Source organism: Streptococcus infantarius subsp. infantarius ATCC BAA-102, assembly GCF_000154985.1.
GTDB classification, from domain to species: Bacteria; Bacillota; Bacilli; order Lactobacillales; family Streptococcaceae; genus Streptococcus; species Streptococcus infantarius.
The window spans coordinates 26228-45995 of record NZ_DS572694.1; the positions used below are offsets into that span (position 1 = coordinate 26228).

At 33.4% G+C, this 19768-nt stretch carries 16 protein-coding genes; 1 reads left to right on the forward strand and 15 read right to left on the reverse strand.

The window, feature by feature from the left end; genetic code table 11:
• Positions 1 to 33: 33 nt before the first annotated feature.
• The 14 genes from STRINF_RS07795 to dnaG all read right to left on the reverse strand — a co-directional run bounded on the left by STRINF_RS07795 (position 34) and on the right by dnaG (position 18856).
• Positions 34 to 1674 (reverse strand): GBS Bsp-like repeat-containing protein, encoded by a 1641-nt coding sequence (locus STRINF_RS07795; RefSeq protein ID WP_043878428.1) that lies wholly within the window; start codon positions 1672 to 1674, stop codon positions 34 to 36.
• Positions 1675 to 1757: 83 nt separating this feature from the next.
• Positions 1758 to 2684: a glycosyltransferase family 2 protein gene (locus STRINF_RS07800; protein ID WP_006532545.1), complete on the reverse strand. Its 927-nt coding sequence runs from the start codon at positions 2682 to 2684 to the stop codon at positions 1758 to 1760.
• A 98-nt stretch (positions 2685 to 2782) separates the two neighbouring features.
• The gene (locus STRINF_RS07805; protein ID WP_006532546.1) at positions 2783 to 4309 is read right to left on the reverse strand and encodes a hypothetical protein; all 1527 of its coding nucleotides are present in this window, start codon (positions 4307 to 4309) and stop codon (positions 2783 to 2785) included.
• Positions 4310 to 4341: 32 nt separating this feature from the next.
• Positions 4342 to 5607 carry a hypothetical protein gene (locus STRINF_RS07810; RefSeq protein WP_043878463.1) on the reverse strand — a complete coding sequence of 422 codons (1266 nt, stop codon included), beginning with the start codon at positions 5605 to 5607 and terminating at the stop codon, positions 4342 to 4344.
• Positions 5608 to 5615: 8 nt separating this feature from the next.
• Positions 5616 to 8105 (reverse strand): LTA synthase family protein, encoded by a 2490-nt coding sequence (locus tag STRINF_RS07815; RefSeq protein WP_006532548.1) that lies wholly within the window; start codon positions 8103 to 8105, stop codon positions 5616 to 5618.
• Complete coding sequence (locus STRINF_RS07820; RefSeq protein ID WP_006532549.1) at positions 8089 to 9867, reverse strand: rhamnan synthesis F family protein; 1779 nt, start codon at positions 9865 to 9867, stop codon at positions 8089 to 8091. The genes STRINF_RS07815 and STRINF_RS07820 overlap by 17 nt, the downstream gene beginning before the upstream one ends.
• A complete protein-coding gene (locus tag STRINF_RS07825) occupies positions 9864 to 11282 on the reverse strand; it encodes a glycosyltransferase family 2 protein (protein ID WP_006532550.1) in 1419 nt (472 codons plus the stop codon). The genes STRINF_RS07820 and STRINF_RS07825 overlap by 4 nt, the downstream gene beginning before the upstream one ends.
• Before the next feature lie 26 nt (positions 11283 to 11308).
• The gene (locus STRINF_RS07830) at positions 11309 to 12538 is read right to left on the reverse strand and encodes an ABC transporter ATP-binding protein (RefSeq protein WP_006532551.1); all 1230 of its coding nucleotides are present in this window, start codon (positions 12536 to 12538) and stop codon (positions 11309 to 11311) included.
• On the reverse strand, positions 12538 to 13344 hold the full coding sequence (locus STRINF_RS07835) for an ABC transporter permease (RefSeq protein ID WP_006532552.1): 807 nt from the start codon (positions 13342 to 13344) through the stop codon (positions 12538 to 12540). The genes STRINF_RS07830 and STRINF_RS07835 overlap by 1 nt, the downstream gene beginning before the upstream one ends.
• Positions 13341 to 14276, reverse strand: a complete 936-nt coding sequence (locus tag STRINF_RS07840) for a glycosyltransferase family 2 protein (RefSeq protein WP_006532553.1) — start codon at positions 14274 to 14276, stop codon at positions 13341 to 13343. The genes STRINF_RS07835 and STRINF_RS07840 overlap by 4 nt, the downstream gene beginning before the upstream one ends.
• Entirely contained in the window at positions 14266 to 15420 is a 1155-nt protein-coding gene (cps2T, locus tag STRINF_RS07845; protein WP_006532554.1) for a beta 1-4 rhamnosyltransferase Cps2T, read from the reverse strand. Before cps2T ends, STRINF_RS07840 begins: the two co-directional genes overlap by 11 nt.
• A gap of 151 nt (positions 15421 to 15571) precedes the next feature.
• Positions 15572 to 15907: a metal-sulfur cluster assembly factor gene (locus tag STRINF_RS07850; RefSeq protein ID WP_006532556.1), complete on the reverse strand. Its 336-nt coding sequence runs from the start codon at positions 15905 to 15907 to the stop codon at positions 15572 to 15574.
• A 22-nt stretch (positions 15908 to 15929) separates the two neighbouring features.
• The gene (gene rpoD, locus STRINF_RS07855) at positions 15930 to 17039 is read right to left on the reverse strand and encodes an RNA polymerase sigma factor RpoD (protein WP_006532557.1); all 1110 of its coding nucleotides are present in this window, start codon (positions 17037 to 17039) and stop codon (positions 15930 to 15932) included.
• 8 nt (positions 17040 to 17047) lie between these two features.
• A complete protein-coding gene (gene dnaG, locus STRINF_RS07860; protein ID WP_043878464.1) occupies positions 17048 to 18856 on the reverse strand; it encodes a DNA primase in 1809 nt (602 codons plus the stop codon).
• A gap of 117 nt (positions 18857 to 18973) precedes the next feature.
• Between dnaG and mscL the strand changes: the two genes are divergently transcribed.
• Positions 18974 to 19357, forward strand: coding sequence for a large conductance mechanosensitive channel protein MscL (gene mscL, locus STRINF_RS07865; protein ID WP_006532559.1), 384 nt, complete (start codon positions 18974 to 18976; stop codon positions 19355 to 19357).
• A 72-nt stretch (positions 19358 to 19429) separates the two neighbouring features.
• Here mscL and rpsU read toward each other — a convergent pair whose 3' ends face one another.
• Positions 19430 to 19606 carry a 30S ribosomal protein S21 gene (rpsU, locus tag STRINF_RS07870; RefSeq protein WP_000048058.1) on the reverse strand — a complete coding sequence of 59 codons (177 nt, stop codon included), beginning with the start codon at positions 19604 to 19606 and terminating at the stop codon, positions 19430 to 19432.
• Positions 19607 to 19768: the final 162 nt, after the last annotated feature.

Consider the following 19768-nt stretch of genomic DNA (forward strand, 5'->3'; position numbering starts at 1 on the left):
AAGGCAGCGATTCCAAAATCACTGCCTAAAAAATTAATCCGGATAAATGTAAGAAACATCACCACCCCAGAATGAATCGAGCGGGTTAAACCAACCACGGAAATTAGCAATGTATTGTTTACCAGCATAGTTTGATTCTTTAACTTGGATACACGTGTTGCTTGACACATCTGTTACATAAGCAACGTGTCCGTAGCCATTACCATCATGTGGCCAAACAACGATTGAACCAACTCTTGGTGTTGTACCAACTCTGAAACCTTTAGCACGCGCATTAACTGCCCAGCCTCCAGCATTTCCAAGCCAGTTTGGAATCCATGGCGCCAAAGACTTGACCGCCCATGTACATTGCCCAACTGGATAGGTATTTGTTTCGTTGATATATGTTGTGATACGAGGAGATGGTGTAGCGCTTGGTTTATAGTTTTGATCAGAAAGATTAAATGTTGCTGTTGAATTATCTGAATAAATAATAGTCGCAACTACAGAAAAAGTATCTGCTTGATTATTAATCGATTTCAAGTCAATAGTTTGACTAATTTTTCCATAACTACTTGTACCTGCTTCATACATTTTTGTTTTTTGAGGGTTCGATTTAGAGGTAACTTGAACCTTAAGTTTCGAAACCCTTTTAGACATAGCTTTTTCCGTAACATTTACTTTAAATGAACCATTTGCTGTATTTACATTACTAATGCTAACATCTGGATTTTCTAAACCACTAATTTGATCTACGTGAAATCCTGGTGTTCCACTTAGTGCTTCAAAATTATTAGTAATAGAGTTGTCGCCATAGATATGCACACCGTATGTTCCTGTGTCAAATCCATGGTTAGTCAACTGAATTGTTGCCTTATATGAGTTATCACCAACTTTGGTTGCCTTATACCATTTTAAATCATCTTGATTATTCACCGTTGACCAAACTGGAACTGTAATTGAAGTAATATATTCCGGAACATCATTAATCAAAACATCATAGGTTTTATCTGAAGTTTGAACAATTTGATACGATATCTCTTGTTTGTTAATAATAATATCCTGACCATTAATCGCAGTCATTTTTCCATCTTGTGCTAAATAGGTATGAACAAAATATCTTCCATAACCTTTATGATTATTTAAATCGACTCTTGTTATTCCTTTCCCAGAATCATCATACCATCTTAAATCATCTTGGTCATTTTCTTCTGACCAGACGGCATATTTAATTGTCCCATTAGATGGTGCATTAATGTCTGTTGAAAGCTGAAGCGCACCATTTTTAACACTTACTTGAGGTGCTTTAGGACTAATCTTAAGGCTTTCTAAGGCAGCACCCGATACTCGGCCATCAGAATAAGTTGTGTAAACATGAGTAATATAAGAGCCGGCCCTATTTCCATAATCTGCTAGATTTACCTTAACTTTTGCTTGACCATTAATAACATCAGTTGTATTGTACCATTTAAGATCATCTTGACCATCTTCCTCTGACCAGACAGCAACATCAATTCGAGTAATATCCTTACAATCTTTAGTCTTCTGTGACACAACTTCAAAAGATTTGCTAACCTCATCAAATGGTGTTTTAGTCACTAAGGCATCAGATTGTTGATCCGCCATAGCAGAGTTAGTAAGAAATGCCATGCTGAGCACAGCTGTTGACAATAAAGCTAATTTGATTTTATTCAAAAAGCTGTTCTCCTTTATAATATAATGTTGTACACTATATTAATTCGGAAAAACAGCTAAAAAACTTTATAAAATATTAATTTTTATCCTTTTTCTTTGACGATATAAACTGGTCGTTTTTTAGTTTCAAGGAATATCTTAGAAATGTATTTTCCGATAATCCCTAAAGCAAGCAACTGAATACCACCAATAAACAAATTGATACAAACTAAACTTGCCCAACCTGAAACACTACCACCAACTGTAAGTTTACGAATAATGATAAATAGAATTCCAAGAATAGAAGCCAAAAATGAAACTGATCCAGCCCACAGTGAAAGATTCAATGGCGCTTCAGAAAAATTAATAAACCCTTCCATAGAGTATTTTAACAAACTCCAAAAACTCCATGATGTTTCACCAGCCACGCGCTCGCGATTTTCATAAGCGATATAAGTTACATTAAATCCAACCCAAGAGAAAATTCCTTTTGAGAAACGATTAACTTCACCAAGTTCTAAAATACTGTCTACAACTTGGCGAGTCATCAAACGGAAATCACGCGCACCATCAACCATCTCTGTATCAGAAACAGCATTGATAATTTTGTAAAACATCTTTGAAAAGAAAGAACGGATAACTGGTTCTCCCTTTCGATCAGCACGACGAGTTCCCACAACATCGTAACCTTCGTTGATTTTTTGATACATCTCAATCAACAACTCAGGTGGATCTTGTAAGTCAGCATCCATAACAGTGATAAAATCACCATCTGCAGCCTCAAGTCCAGCTAACAAACCAGCCTCTTTACCAAAATTACGTGAAAATGACAAATAATGAACATTTTCAAAACGGCTAGCAACATCTCGAAGAACCTTTAAGGTTTCGTCTTTTGAACCATCATTGACAAAGATATAATCAAAAATCAATTGGTCCTTCATTTTTGTTTCAATTTTTTGAGTTTCTTCTAAAAATGGATAGATTGTTTCTTGTTCATTATAACAAGGAACAACAATAGATAGTTTTTTCATTAGATAATAAGCCTTTCAAAAGCTAGTGTTCACTTTAGTATACCACAAACTACTTATAAAAAAAATGGTGAATGAGTAAATTCACCATTTTAAAACACTTAATTGATAATTTTCAAGCGTTCCGCGACATAGCTGATTCCAACAGCTGCCAGGGGGATAATGAGATAGACATATGGATAAACATACTGACTCTTAGTTTCCCAAACTAAGTGGAATATGAAACCACCAGAAAGATATATTATTGGTATCAAACTAAATAGGCTATCTTCTTGCTTATCAAATAATTGAACAAGAGTAGCAATAAGAACAGCAACATATATGACAGCAAGTAATAAAGCAGAAAAATAATATACAACTTTATATAGAGTCTTGCCTTCATAAATGCTCGACATTAATCGACCTCTAATCTTCTGTCCCTCAACTGGCATTTTTATAACAGGACCTGACCAGATAGATTCAAATAAACTATCTGTCCATGTTGATAAAAATTTATTTTTAAAGAAATTAAAAGTATATTGAGGATGCTCAGTCATGTATTCTATTCGAGTTGTGATTTGTTTCTTACTAGCCTCTTCAATCTTTTCTAAATTACCACTATATTCGTTATACACATTTTCAACATATGCATCATACCATCCAGCAACACGATTATATAGTGGTGTATCATTCAAGCCCATTGCCACCCAAGCTATTTTAGGTTCTCCATCTAAATTTGTTTTGTTGGCTAAACTTTTATAGTGGTAAGATACTAAATTATTACTTCCATAAATCGACAAAGCAAGTAAAGCTATAAAAGCCAAATTTTTCCATGATTTATGTTGTAATAAGTCAAGTACTAAGACTATAAAAATAGTTACTATTAAAATAATATAATTGTTTCTGATAAAGTCTGATAACGTTAAAAAGATTATACTCAACACCATCATTGACCAGGATTTTTTTTCAAAATAGATTTGCAAAAAGAAAAGTCCTACAATTGCAAAAAATAAACCAAAGGTCAAACCATAAACAAATAAAATATTAAAAAGATGTGATAAGAAAGCAAACGAGAGGATTATTACAAATTTTGAAATACTTTCCTTTTTGAATACTCGTTTTGTTATTCTCCAGAGAAAGAAATTATCAATAATAGAAAGTATCAAGTTTATAATAAAGAATACCTTAATATTACTTTCACCAAAAACAGTCAAAATCAATCGTTCAAAACTAACTAAACCTAGTTGATGAGGATATTTGTGAAGGTACCCTGATATATCCGTTAAAGATTGAATATCTCCATTATTTAGTGCTTTTGCTGCTTCTAAAACAGCTAAAGCATCATGACGAATTACATCATTTTGATGAAAAATTAGATAAACTCCAACAAGAATATAAAATAGCGAACCAAAAATGAATAATGTTGTTTCATTAATATACTTCAACAAACGTAATAACAAAAATATCAAGCATACAAAAATAACTAAACTAGCAAAAAAAGCCCAACCATTTAAGTGTATATTTGATAGCTCTGACCCATCCATTGGCATATTAGTTCTCACCAATATACTTGATACGCCTAAAAGGGTAAACAACAATAATCCCCAAATAAGAATAGCTTTTTGTCCTAAAAATGCTAAAAATTTCAACAAATTTCTCCTTAACAAAAGGGTAAAGCACCTCAAATTGACATGCTATTTTTGATATTATCGCTATCCAAATCTTTTTCTATAACAATACCAGAGATTTCTTTCGATAATAACAAAATCACAATTACAAATGAAAAAATGAGTGGTGTATATGTTCTAAGACCTGAAGCATAGATTGTTGGAGACAACGAAACAGTCATTCGTGAAGCATACCCTGCCGCTAAAACAACTAAAGCAGTTAAGCCACCTTTCCACTCTTTAAAAATCATGAATACTACTACAGCAACAATACATAAAATTAAAGTATACAAAACTATTGGGTAGAGATTTTCTTTTAGACTAAAATAGTTTGGAATTTCACTTTTATTTTGATTATCAATTGTTCTTTGAACTGCAGTTAGTAAACTATTCATTCCCAATCTTTGCGTAATGACAGTGTATATTACTGTTCCTGAAACAAAAGTTGCAAAATATTGTTTTTTCATAATTGATACAACAATAATTAAAACTAACAATAAATAAACAATATTCAATTCAGATGTTACAAATAACACACGATTTGTTTCTAAATACCCTTTAATAATTTTAACTGGGAAAGAAATGGTTTCAAAACCAGGATACCAAATCTTGGTTTCAGTAGTTAATCTATTTGCAGATCCTGGACAAAGCAAACCAGAAACTAGCCCCAATAGCGATACACAAGTTGCAATAAAATAATTTTTATTTATTCTTTTGCATTCTAAATATGAACTAATAAGAGCAAAAACAAATAGAATGAATGCATAAACCGTAAATTGTTCTTGCATACAAGCAAATACAAGAAACGGCAAAGATAATATTGTATACCAATGTTTCTCCTGAATGATACAATACCACGCAATAACAAAGGAAATCATTGGGAAAAGATAGTTAGTAACTGTTGCAATCAAGCCTGCACTTGTGAAAAACAGACTTGGAAAAGAAAGTAGAAAAATAACAGGCGATACAAATTGTAATTTTCTGTACTTCTCTTCTCTTAGAAAAATTCCATTAAAACAATAGAAAAAAATTGCTACAGAAATAAGCACTGTTACATCAAATAGTAAATAATGATTTGACATAAACATTGTAACTGATTCAATTAACAATCTACTTGACCATGTTTTATAGCGATAAATAGCAAATTCAAAAAAGCCATATTTTTGAGCCATATGAGCAAAGCTAGTCTGATCTCCGGCATCATTAATATAAATAATAGACTCTAACGTGAATAAGAAGCTTATAAAAGCATAGTAGAGTGGTAAAATATTTTTTTTCATTTTCATAATTAATTAGTCACCTTAAAAAAAGATTTATATGACTTCAAGTATCCTTTGCCTGAAACCATATCATACTCAACAAGTTTTAAATCATTTGCTATTTTTTCTTGTTCAGTAGTTAATTTTTCTTTATCAACACTAGCATTCTCAAGAACTTCAGTTAACAAAGCATAATATGGAGAAACTTTTGAATTTGTTACAGCTAATAATTCAGCCGGAAAATCACTTGAATTAACCAGAGGATATGATAATATATCCGTTGAATAATTACTCCAAATAAAATAATCTGTTTGATATTGTCCAGCAGGATTATCGATAAATGATTCTTGTGGATAGAATCCAGGTAAGTGGTCTCCATAAAAAACAACCGTTATTTTTTGATTAATCTGACTTAATTTTTGTAACCATTCCTGGGTTGCTTGATCTGTCTGATAAAGTAACTTAGCGTAATTATTCATATAATAGTTTTCACCAGGCGAAAAACCTTCACCTGACCCACCAACTTCAGAATCCTCATCTAGATTCCATGGTGTATGGTTTTGGTATGTTATCACTGAAAAGAATTGATTCTTGCTCTCATCAATATTATCTAGGACAGTTTGATAAGTTGAAGCATCACTCGGATACACACCATAATGTTCCAAATGTTTTGCCCTTTCAGTTCCATTACTCTCAGCAATAAATGTATCAAAACCAAGTTTACGGTACACTTCTTTTCGTGAATAAGTTGCGGCATCTCCTAAATGAATAGCATATTTATCTTTTGAAGAGTACGAATCGCTAATTGATGGAAAATAGGTCATCTGTGGTACAACATCTGTATACAATGTAGAAACTGAACTTGAAAGATTATACATTGGTAAACCTGTTAATGTTTCAAATTCCATATTAGCCGTTCCACCACCATATCCATCTGATTTCATTAAACCACTAGTTGTTGACTCTTTGATTGAATGAATTACAGGAATTGGATCAGTTGTTAAGTTCACATTTGAAATGCGATTAGGATCAGAAAAACTTTCACTTAAAACATAAATAACCGTTTGATCTGAAATATTATTTTTTCGAGAAGCATTGATATCTTGAGCTTTATGAGTATATTTTTTTACAATTTTTTCAATCTTTTCTTTACTATACTCCTCAGGTTTCTCCATTTTTTTCGAAGTCATTTGTTTTAACCAAACAAATGTCAAAGAACGCTCGCGAGCAACTATTCCCTGTCCCATCCACTCAATGTTTTCAAAATTATTTAATCTAGATAAAACAGGTATATTTTCAGCGATATCACCATTTTCTTGCTGTAAAAATACAACAAATATATAACTAAAAATAGAAATAATCGCAACTCCTGTAGCTAAACGTGCCTTCCAGTTTTTTGTAATTTTTCCTCTTAATAATTGATTTCTAAATAAATAGAAAAAGATAACTGTTACAGATAAAGCTACTAACGAATAAAGAACCAATGTAATATCAATATAAGATATTACAAGTCTAATTTCTTTTACCCAACTCAAATCACTAAATAACAGAGGTTCATTACGCATACTAAATTTTATGCTATTAGCAACTGTTATTATGATTCCTAAAATTACAATGAATGTCGTCGTACGTAAAATTCGATTGACAATCATGTAAAGTAACAAATTAAATAAAGCAATAACAACTATTTGAAATAAGGTCGCTGATGGGAAAATAAAACGATCTAATATTTCTCCCTCACTCTTGATTCCATATTGAAACAAATAGTTAAATACTATCGCTAAAAGAAAACTCAATACAACAACAAGTGAATAACTTGGAACATTTTCTTTTATAGCACTGAAGGAATTTAAAACAAAATAAATTAATAAGCTAATTAAAACTAAAGTTATCATCACACTCCAAGTTACACTTGAGAGGTATCCACTATAATTCCCTTTATCAATATATTTTGTTACCTTTTCCACCATCATATCAGTAAAAAGGCTGCCATTAAGCGCCAAGGAAGCAATTAAACCAATAGTAACCAATCGGTATGAATCAAATTCATCTAAAAAACTATCTAAAAGTTCTCTAACTTGAAATTTAGAAGATAAATAAAAAATGGTAGCCGATAACAAAAGAATAAAAATAATAGTCGGCAAAAAAGAAAACTGTAAAAAGTCATTTTTTATTAGATTCCACCATTTAAAATCTCCATTATTTAAATTTCGAGTGACTACTAAGAAATAAGAAATAAAAAGATAAATTACATAACCACTTGCTATTTCAATAAAAAATTTTCTTTTAAAATAACTTGATAAATAAACAGCTATTCCTAAAACAGATAAAACATATGCAGTAATGCAAAAAGTCTTAAGAATAAGAAATTGATCTGATAAATTATCGCCTTGTCCCTTCAAAAAATAAAAGTTAAGAAGAGAAAAGTTAAGATAAAAGAATAACGTAAACAAAAGTAGATAATGTAGGATCTTTGTCCAATTAATTTCCTCAAAAACGGCTTTAACCTTTTCTATCATGAGTCATTTTCTCCAAACTCCTTCTAATAATATACTTAACGGCTCTAGCTGGGCCAATAAAAATATATTTAAAAGCACCTTTTATCCCACCCATATATGTAAAATTAACATAAGTGTGAGGAGCACTATCACCACGTTCATTATATAATTTGTTATCTACAAACGGCGTCATATCAATTGGATTCTTAGAAATTCTAAAATCATAATGTTCATTCCACGCAATGTAGATAAGAAGGCGTTCAATAGCATGTAAAATAGAATTTTGAGGTAGTGGTTCAGCAGGAACATCTTCATCAGTTAATCCTAAATCAAATAATGGTTTTAATGCATCATACTTAAACCAAACGTATGTACCGTAACTCATGACAAAATTATGGAAATTATTAAAATCAATCGCTTTAGTCATCCCCATTTGTTGCCACAAATCATTCATTGCAGGAGCAATTAAATGTTCATTCCATGCATCAACAATCTTGTTAAATCTAAAGAAAGTTGGAATATCTGCAATAACAATACCCAATTTATCATTATCAAAGTTAGCCAAAATATTGTCAGCAGGTTTGATAAGCATATCTATCAGTTCGTTACGCCAAGACTCACCTGCCCAAAAATCTGCTTCCTTAGACTTTTTAGTATGGAAATGTCCAATATAATCATAATCTGACAAATAGTCTTTTAATTTTAACATTGGAAGGACATCACGACCGACATTTCCAGTTACAAAAATTTGAGCATCTTTGCCATTACTACGTAAAATAGATTCTATCTCTTGTTTTTTAGTAGCATTATCTGTTGTGATAAACAAATCATAAACAAAATGGAAGTTTTCAAAAGCATCCAAAAAATCTTCTAATAAGTCAACATAGAAAACATGAAGATGTACTGCAATTTTTTTATCTGCTAAAGAAACCGCAGGGACTTCTTTAACGTATTTTCGAGCTAACAAATACTTAAAGTCAGGGAAATTAATTTCAGACATATGTGAAATAATCAAATCTACTGGATAGTCTGATTGTTTAGCAATCTCATCTAAAAGATACGGAGTAATATGCTGATTATTATCAATTGCCTTAACTTTAATAAACGGCACTCTATGACTTAAAATTGCTGTTGGATGATAAAAGGAAAAATCAGCGTGTAACATGTGACTTGCATCTTCATTTACAGTATTAAAAATGACTTTATAATTAAATCCTGCATCCAAGAATTTTGTCGTTACTTGTGTTTCATAGTTATCAATAACATCTTGAACATTGGTATAGTTTTTCACATTTTCCCAAAAATTTTTAAACTCTGGAGAAACAATAACAGATTTTTTAAATGTAATAAAATAACTTTGAATATGTTCGCGAAAACCTTGAGTATAGCGAGATTTAGGAGTAGCACGGTTATTTGTTAGCCCCCAGAAATCAACACTATCATCACTCTCATACTCAAGATAGTAATCTTTAATATCCCACAACGGACCGAAACACGTATCATTCATAATTGTGACAGAATCATAAGTAGCCAGCTCTTCAAATCCAACTGCAGTCATACCATCACGCCAAGCAGCAAAATCAAAACCAATATTTTCTCTTTGAATAAAATTATCCACTAAATGAAGGTCAACCAATTTTTGATAATCTTTATCACTAACTGAGCTATTTGAAATAAATACTACATTAGAAAAAATCTGACGCATTTTTGTTAGCTGATAATAAACGTGCGAACTAATGCGATTGTACTTATTAAAATGGACGTACAATAATAAACGTTTCATTTTTTTCTCCTAAAAAAGTTGATAATAGCTGTTGGAATTGTCCAACGTCGTGAATGAGTAACCGAATTATAAGCAACAACCATTCTCTCTAGCTCTTGTTTATAATACTGTCTTTCATCATCGACTTGTTTATATTTAATTCTGCATGACTCTAATTCTTTCACGCGACTATCAAGATGCAACAAATCTCTCGAAAGAATTTTTGCAATATAATCATCTTGATTGATATCATCAACATTAAACATCTCATAGTCCAATGTAAATGATTTTGAGCGTAATATTGAAATATCATATACTAGTTGAGGATCGTTATCTTTAAACATTACGTAATTACCAATGATGTCACCATTAGTATAACTTGGTAAAATTTCGGTGTTAGATTCATTATTAACTAGAGCAACTCTCTTATAAAAGCTTGGTAATTCAGACAAATCAATTCGTAAACTAGTAGCTTCTTCTGGAACACTAAAAAAGACATTGTCTTTGTATTGTAGTTGAAATTCCAGTGCTTTTTCTTGAGAAAATCCTTCTTCTGGTGTTGCATAATAAATTGTTACTTTTTGAGAACTTACTCGTGAATGGAAATAATCATGCTGAGACAATTCTTTTTCGAACTCATTATGGCGTTCTAACAATATACGAAGTATCTCTTTATAATTAGCATTAGGATACTTATCAAGATATGCCAACTGAGTTTCTAAAAGTTTATCAAAACGTTTATCAAGTGCTTCTTTACTCTTAGGGCGAGAATCTGAACCTTGGTTAACACGATAAGCTACTGTCGCTTCTGGCAAAAAAACAAATTGAGTATGATTAAACAAATCAAGCTGCAAATTAAATGTATCATCAGCAGTGTTGATATCATCATTTAACATACTATTTACGAGTAGCATTAAATCACGTTTAACTAACCAAGTTGATGGTGCTGTAAAACCACGTGTTGCCATCACCTTCTCATAAGTATCTGAAATTGCAATAATTTTACGAGTAAAGACATTTGTTTCAATAATCACACCATCTTCATCAACAAAATCAACATCAGTTCCACACCAGTCTGACTCTGGATGATTTTTCAAAAGATTTAATTGCTTTTCTAACTTACTATCATCAACCCAATAGTCATCTCCATCACATCGAGCAATATAATCTCCACTGGCAGCTAAACAAGCTTTTCCCCACGTCTTAGTAATTCCTAAATTTTTATCATTATATATTGCAATAATTGTTTCTGGATATTGTTGAGCAAATTCTTGAATAATTAATTTTGAATTATCTGTTGAAGCATCATCAATAAGAATGATTTCCAAATCAACATTTTTTTGGCTCAAAAAGCTTTCAATTGCTTTATTAAGCCACTTCTCCTTATTATAGACCGTACAAATAACAGAAACAGTCGGAGTATTAGCTTCAGACATCTACTACTTCTTATCCTTTCTAACTATTATTCCGATAAAATTTTCCAACTACCATTTCTTTGAATGATACCAGAAGCAGAGTCTAGCGCAGATAAGTCATCCAAAGCTATATCATCTCGGTTAATAACAATAATAGGTGAGTTATCAGAGCTAGCAAATGCATACATTTCTTTTGATTTTCCAAGAATAGTAACTTCTAATTTCAATTTCATATCATTAACCTGATCCAATGAACATGAATAAGAGTATGATTTATGACCTGTGCCTGTCGTTGGAATATCAGTTGCATTATCATTGTACATCCAGATTTTTCTATCAATATCGGTTAATGAAAATACAATATGAGTTTCGACATCTTTTAGAACATCATAAGAAATTTTAAATTCAATTTTTTCTTTAGGCGTAATTTTATTTGGAGACAACAGTTCTACTTTTAAGTTGTCAACAAAAATTTCAGCTTCGTTTTTGCTTTCAGCTTCTTCATCATTTTGCACATCTTGAGGAGCAGATGAAACGGCATTATCAAAACTGTATTGATTGGCAACATCCTCTGGATTACCATATGCTTTAACCAAACCGTTTTCAATAAGAACAGCGCGGTTACAATATTTCTTAACTGCTCCCATATCATGGGTCACAAGAATTGTCGTCTTACCACTTTCTTTACGTTCTAGGAAGTAATCATTGCATTTACGTTGGAAAGCTTCATCACCTACGGCTAGAACCTCATCAAGAATAAGAACATCTCCTTGTGCTTTAATGGCTACTGAAAAGGCTAAACGAACTTGCATACCACTTGAGTAGTTTTTTAATTTTTGGTTCATGAAATCTTCAAGTTCTGCAAATTCAACGATGTCATCGTACATGGCATCGATTTCTTCGGTTGTAAAGCCAAGCATGGCACCGTTCATATAGACATTTTCACGTCCAGTCAATTCTGGATTAAATCCAACACCAAGTTCGATAAATGAAACCATTTTACCATTTACTGTAACTGAACCCTTTTCGGGGACATAAATTTGTGAAATGATTTTTAAAAGTGTTGATTTACCTGACCCATTACGTCCAACAATCCCGAAAAAGTCACCTTTATAAACATCAAATGAAATGTCTTTTAGGACATGTTGCTCACGATAACCTTTGACTCCTTTAAAACGATTAACCAGAGCTGTACGTAAACTATGAGTTGCTTCAGTTGGTAATTTAAAATATTTACTAACATGATCAACTTTTACTGCAATTTCTTTATCTGACATTATAAAATCTCCGCAAATTTCTTAGCATGTTTATGGAAAATTGAATATCCAACAATAAGAATTAAAACTGGAAGGATGTAAGGAATAACTCCCCAAATATGATTGTTATATAACTCCCAACCACGCATGCTACCTGAATAAACAATGTAATGACGCATATCTTGAATGATTTGTGCAAGTGGGTTTAGCATCATTAATTTTGCTACAGTAAACTGATTTTTTTGAATAATAAAAGTCAATGAATAAATAACAGGTGTAGCATACATTCCAGCTTGCATTACAACTTCCCAAATCGGTCCCAAGTCACGATATTTGACAAATAAAGCTGCAAGAATAAAAGCAACTCCCGCTGATATCATGGCTAATTCAATAAACAATGGAATAATGACGAAAAAGTTCCAACTTAAGTGAACACCATTAACTAGTGCAAAAACAAATACAACTAAAAGGTTAATACCATAGTTAATAGCTGCACCAACTACTGAAGAGATAACAATGATTTCCTTAGAGAAATTCAATTTACGTAATAAGTCACCACGAGTTACAATTGAAACCATCCCCATACTGGTAGCTTCTTGGAAAAATGACCATGTTACCATACCTAAAAGCACACCAATTGCATAATGAGGTGTTCCGTCATCTAATCTCAAAAAACGGATAAACACCAAATACATAATTGTGAAAAGCATTAATGGTTTTAAAATTGACCACAAATGCCCAATTAAACTTCCTTGGTAACGAAGCTTAAAGTCCGTTTTTACCATTTCTTTTAATAAGATTTTATTTTCTTTACTAAAGAACTTCATTTATTTCTCCTATAACCAAATTTGGTAATAATTAATGTTCTAAACACAAGCGTATGGAAGGTACGATTTTTGCGTAAGCCATACTGATTCAATGTTTTTATTCGCTGAATCAGTGGCTTGTCCATAATCGTTGTGAAATTTTCAACCAAGTCTCTTTTTTCAGGGGTCAATGCTAAATCTAATAAAAAACGTGCTTGAGTTTGACTAGCATTAATCAACCACCAATATTTTTCGACTAATTTATGAGGCTTAATCCAATTTTTCATGCGTTTAGTCCATGTACGCGCTCCCAACACATTAGCATCATGTTGACGATACAATTCAGTTGGGTAATCAACATAAGCAAGATTACCTAAAGCGCTAGCAAGTAAAGCAAGATACCAATCGTGCATCAACAAATCATCTGTTGATGTCCACAATTCAGCCAATGTATGATTTATCATTGCTGTACCGCCAGTTACTGTGTTTTCAGTCAATTCTTGAACCAACTCAGTATTGGCATGATCAGACTGTGTTTTAATCATACTTTCATGTAAAACATTTAAATCTCGGTCAACAATTTTCAAATCTGTATAAACCAATAAAGGTTTCTGACTATCATACTTTTCTGCTTCTGCTAAAGTAACGGCCAATTTATCTTCTAACCAAATATCATCTTGATCAGAAAAGAAATAGTAATCAGCTTTGCTATGTTTTAAAAGGGTATAAAAGTTTTTAATAACGCCAAAATTTTCACGATTGTCAGCATTAATAAAAACAATACGTGAGTCAAGCTGCGCATAGTGCTTAATAATTTCGGGTGTCGTATCACTAGAGCCATCATCACGAATATACAAAGTCCAATCTTTGACTGTTTGTTTCTGAATGCTTTCAATCTGTTCAGCAAAAAATTGTTCACCATTGTAGGTAGACATGAGAATATTAATTTTCATTTAAAAATAGTCCCTCGTACTCTCCAACGATTTTTTCCCATGTGTAATTTTGTTTAACAATGGCACGCGCACGATTGCCATATTCCGTAAAATCATAATAACCATCGGCGTCATTAATTAAACATGAGAGATTACCTGATGTTTTATTCCAATAAAAAGCACTTGCTCCTGCAACTGACTTATTGAAAGGCACATCAAGCACAAGATTTAACTTGGTATGTCCTAGAGCTTCTAACAAACCAGGATTTGTTCCACCAACTTCATGACCGTGGATATAAGCAAAAGCGTTCTCACGAATGTAGTTCAGCAAATCACGATCATACACCGTACCAACAAACTTAACCCTGTGATCACGTTCAAAGTTTGTCAAATGTTTTAACTTGTCAAAATAAGCACTATTTTTGTGGTTAGAAATAATAATCAAATCACGTCTTGTATTTGATTTCATAAATTCACGAATTGCTGTTTCATAATTGTTTTCTGGCACAAATCGACCAACAATCAGATAATAGCCATTTTCCTTAGTTTTCCAATTATCAAAACATTTTCTAACCTTATAATCATCAGCAGTTAGGGTTGATTTTTTCAAATCCGTTCCATAAGCAATAAAACGTGTCTTAGCATCTGGATAAGATTCTTTAATATAATTTTCAATACCGATATTATCTGAAATAACCAAATCAACTGTTTTAGCCATTGATTTTTCAGCATATTTTAAATAAGCTTGAACTGGTTTTGACCATTTTGAGCGTTTCCACTCAAGACCATCTGGATTGACATAAACTTTTCCGCCAAGAGCGTGAATTCTCCAAGCAAAAGGTGCAATAAATGCCCCAATTGTGTTACCCAAAATATAAAAAATAGGGTGTTCAATACCAGATCTTTTTACCATTTGAAGTCCATAAGTAATTGCCATCATATCATAGGCAATCACTCGAGCTGGACCAATTTTAGGTGCCTTGATGGTAAAACAATCTGCGCCCTCATATTTAAAATGCGTATGATGTTTATCGTCACTCAAACAAGCGACGTGATAAACAATATCTGAGCTCTGCTTATTTTTTACCAACTCCTCAACAAAAGTCTCAAAGCCACCATATTTCGCAGGCAAGCCTCGACTTCCGATGATGAATACATGTTGCATGGCACACTTCTCCATTCTAAAATACAATCAAGGATATTATACCATATTTTAAATAAGCTGGCGATGGAAAAACGAAAGCCCCTTGAGAATATAGGGAATCTGGTGGAAATTTCACACAAAAAAACACCAGCATTTCTACTGGTGTCATCTTTTATCTAATTCCCAAAGAAATGCGGGCATAACGACTCATTTTATCAACTGACCAAGCTGGGTACCATACCAATTTGACTTCAGTATTAGTTACCTCAGGAATCTCACGCATTGCATCGTGAATTTGATCGGTAAGAAGATCCGCTAGTGGGCACCCCATTGTTGTTAAGGTCATATCAATTTCAGTGTGTCCATTTTGCTCGAATCGAATCTCATAGACAAGCCCTAGATTAACAATATCAATTCCTAATTCAGGGTCAATAACTGTTTCCAAAGCTTCAAGGATACGATCTTTAATCTTTGCGACATCTTCTTCTGTATATTTTTGTTCAGACATAAGCGAACCTCTTGACTATTTTTTAATCTTCGATAAAATCACGGAGCTGTTTGCTACGGCTCGGATGGCGAAGTTTGCGAAGTGCTTTAGCTTCAATCTGACGAATACGTTCACGCGTCACGTTGAAGACTTTACCAACATCTTCCAGTGTACGCATTTTACCATCATCGAGACCAAAACGCAAGCGCAAGACGTTCTCTTCACGGTCAGTCAATGTGTCTAAGACTTCATCAAGTTGTTCACGAAGAACAACACGAGTTGTATAGTCTACTGGATTTTCAATAACTTCATCTTCAATGAAATCCCCAAGATGGCTGTCATCTTCTTCACCGATAGGTGTTTCAAGAGAAACAGGTTCTTGAGCGATTTTCAAGATTTCACGAACTTTATCAGGCGTCATATCCATACGTTCAGCAATTTGTTCTGGCGTTGGATCTTGTCCAAGTTCTTGAAGAAGGTTACGTTGTTCACGAACAAGTTTGTTGATTGTTTCAACCATGTGAACAGGGATACGGATTGTACGAGCTTGGTCAGCAATCGCACGTGTAATAGCCTGACGAATCCACCATGTTGCATAAGTTGAGAATTTGAAACCTTTAGAGTAATCAAATTTATCAACAGCTTTCATCAATCCCATGTTACCTTCTTGGATAAGGTCAAGGAATTGCATACCACGTCCAACATAACGTTTAGCAATAGAAACAACCAAACGCAAGTTAGCTTCTGCCAAACGTTGTTTTGCTTGAAGATCGCCTGCTGCGACTGCAACTGCCAATTCTTTTTCTTCTTCGCTTGACAACAAAGGCACAACCCCAATTTCTTTAAGGTACATACGAACTGGGTCATTAACTTTAGCAGAGTTGTTACCAAGCAATTCTTCGTCAGTTAGTTCTTCAGGTTTTGGTTCTTCAACCACATATTTTGTTGATGGGTTACCTTCTTTATCAGTAATTGAAATACCACCGTCTGTCAAACGTTCCAAAAGATCATCAATTTGATCAGCATCGAGTGAAAATGGAATAACCAATTTTTCTGTCACTTCGTCATCGACAGCTGTTCCGTTCTTTTTATGATTACGAATAAATTCTGCAACTTGAACATTAAAAGTAGTAATTTCTTTTTCTTTTGCCATATTTTCCTCTATTCCATTTTTCTTTTTTGAGCAATGAGATTTTCCAAAGCCTCAAGTGCTGCATCAACATCCCCGAGATTGCTAGATTCACGAATTAATTTACTTTGCTTTTGCAAATCTCTTTCTTGAAGTAGTCGATTGCGCTTTTGAATAATTTCCTCAATTTCATTAGGGGCAACATCTTCTGGTAGATTTTCTTCTAACACTTGATAATACATCTGCCGCGTTCGGTCATCTAGCTGCGCTAAATCATAGGAAGTCACCTCACCTTGTTGCATCAACAAATCATAAAGTGTCTGCAATTCTTGGGTATCAAAGGTAAATTCTTCTTGATTTCTAAATTCATTAAGAAGATAATCATGCGTCAGCAACCGCTGCATCAACTGACTCTCTGCTTTCATAATCGCAGAGACATTCTTTGATATTGGCAATTCAACGACCGTCACTCTTTGCTTAGCAGCTTCCGACTGAAGAGCTGAACGATTTTGAAGTCGCTCGCTGTTTACCGACTGTTCAACTTGATAATAATCAAAGTCAGGCAATAAATCAGCCACCATATTAATATACGAATTTTGTGCTGTAATTGACGGCGATTGTGCAATAATCCTAGAAATTTTTTCCACATAAGCAATCTCAGCCTGGAGATTATCAGTATTTTCCGGTTTTAAGTAATGAATAAAGAATTCAGTACTGCTAATGCGACTATTTTCAAGCAAGTTAGCCAGGGCTTGAGGTGAATTCTTTTGAATGAACTCATCTGGGTCCATCTGTTCAGGGACTCGCACAATTTCAACACTAAAATCTTTTAAAAGCTCTAAAGACTTAGCAATCGCATTCTGCCCAGCATTATCACCATCATATGTTAAAATAACTTTTTTAGCATATCGTTTTAAATGTCTGACGTGCTCAGGTGTTAATGCCGTACCCATAGAGGCAACAGCATTTTCAATACCAGCGCGATAAGCCGCAATAACGTCCATAAAACCTTCCATCAAGTAAACTTCATGTTTTTTAGACATAACCGGACGAGCTTTATCAAGATGATACAATTCATAAGACTTATTAAATAAAGCTGTCGACCTTGTGTTCTTATACTTAGCTTGCTGACTATCTAAATCCTCTTTCGTCCAAATACGCCCAGAAAAAGCAACCACCTGACCATTATCATCCGTCAAAGGAAACATGATACGATTTTGAAACGCATCATAAACTCGATTGGTACGTTCAGACAAATTAAAAAGACCTGAAGCCATCAAAGCATTCTCTTCATAACGTTTTGCAAGAGATTGATAAAGAAAATCAGGCTCATTTGGCGACAATCCAATATTGAAATAATCAATCAATTCATCCGTCAAACCACGCTGCGCTAGATAAGCTTTCGCTTCTTGACCTTCTTTAGTTGTTTTTAAAACAGCATTGTAAAACTTAGCCGCATCCTTATGAATATCAATAAGAACTTGGTTAGGATTTTGCGGTTTTGCTTGTGCTTGCTGTGTTTCAACCTGCAAAGGAATTCCAGCACGTTCAGCGACACGATGAACACTCTCTAAAAAACTAATCTGATGATATTCCTCTAAAAACTTGTAAACATCCCCAGATTTTCCGCAACCAAAACAATGAAAAAACTGCTTGTCTTCAATAATATTAAAAGATGGCGTTTTTTCCTTATGAAATGGACATAATCCTATATAGTTGCGTCCTGCACGTGTAAGATTGACCACTTCGCCAATAACATCAACAATATTAACGCTATTTTTTATCTCGGTAATTAACTCTTTGTCAATTGCCAAAAGATCACCTCCACGCACTATTCCCATTTTAGTTTTGTATTTCATTATACCATTTTGATTCAGATTTGTAAATTCTCAAAAACCAGACTTTAGCACATAATTTTGGTATAATAATACTAATAAAACATACAGGAGGTTTTTCGTATGATTAAAGAACTCAAAGAATTTTTGTTCAAAGCAAACGTTCTTAATCTCGCTGTCGCTGTTGTTATGGGGGCTGCTTTCAACGCTATCGTAACATCACTTGTTAATGATATCATTACGCCACTTTTCTTAAACCCAGCTCTAAAAGCTGCTGGTGTTGCCAAAATAGCTGACCTTTCTTGGAATGGTGTCGCTTATGGTAGCTTTCTAAGTGCTGTTATCAACTTCCTTATTGTTGGTACAACACTATTCTTCATCGTCAAAGCTGCTAACACCGCTGCTGCTCTTACTAAGAAAGAAGAAACTGAAAAAGCAAACGAAGATGCCACTCCAACTCAAGAAGAACTTCTTACAGAAATTCGCGATTTGTTGAAAGAAAAATAATCTTTATCAATCGTTAAAGCATAAAAAGAGACGCCTAGCTTAGCGCCTCTTTTCTTTGTATCTAATGTTTAATTAGAATTTTTTACGTTTGCGAGCTGCTTCTGATTTGCGTTTACGTTTTACAGAAGGTTTTTCGTAGAATTCACGTTTACGTGATTCTTGAAGAGTCCCAGCTTTAGTCACAGAACGTTTGAAACGACGAAGTGCATCGTCAAGTGATTCGTTTTTACGTACTACTGTTTTTGACATATGTTTCACCTCCTCAAGACATTGTAACATTTACACGTTCCTTACCATGATACATGAATTATATCAAAAAGTCAATCTAAAAACCGCATTAAATGAAAACTTTTGCAATTTCTTCTAGTCCACTAAAATAATATTTTAAAATAGAAAAAAGAGCCGTAAATC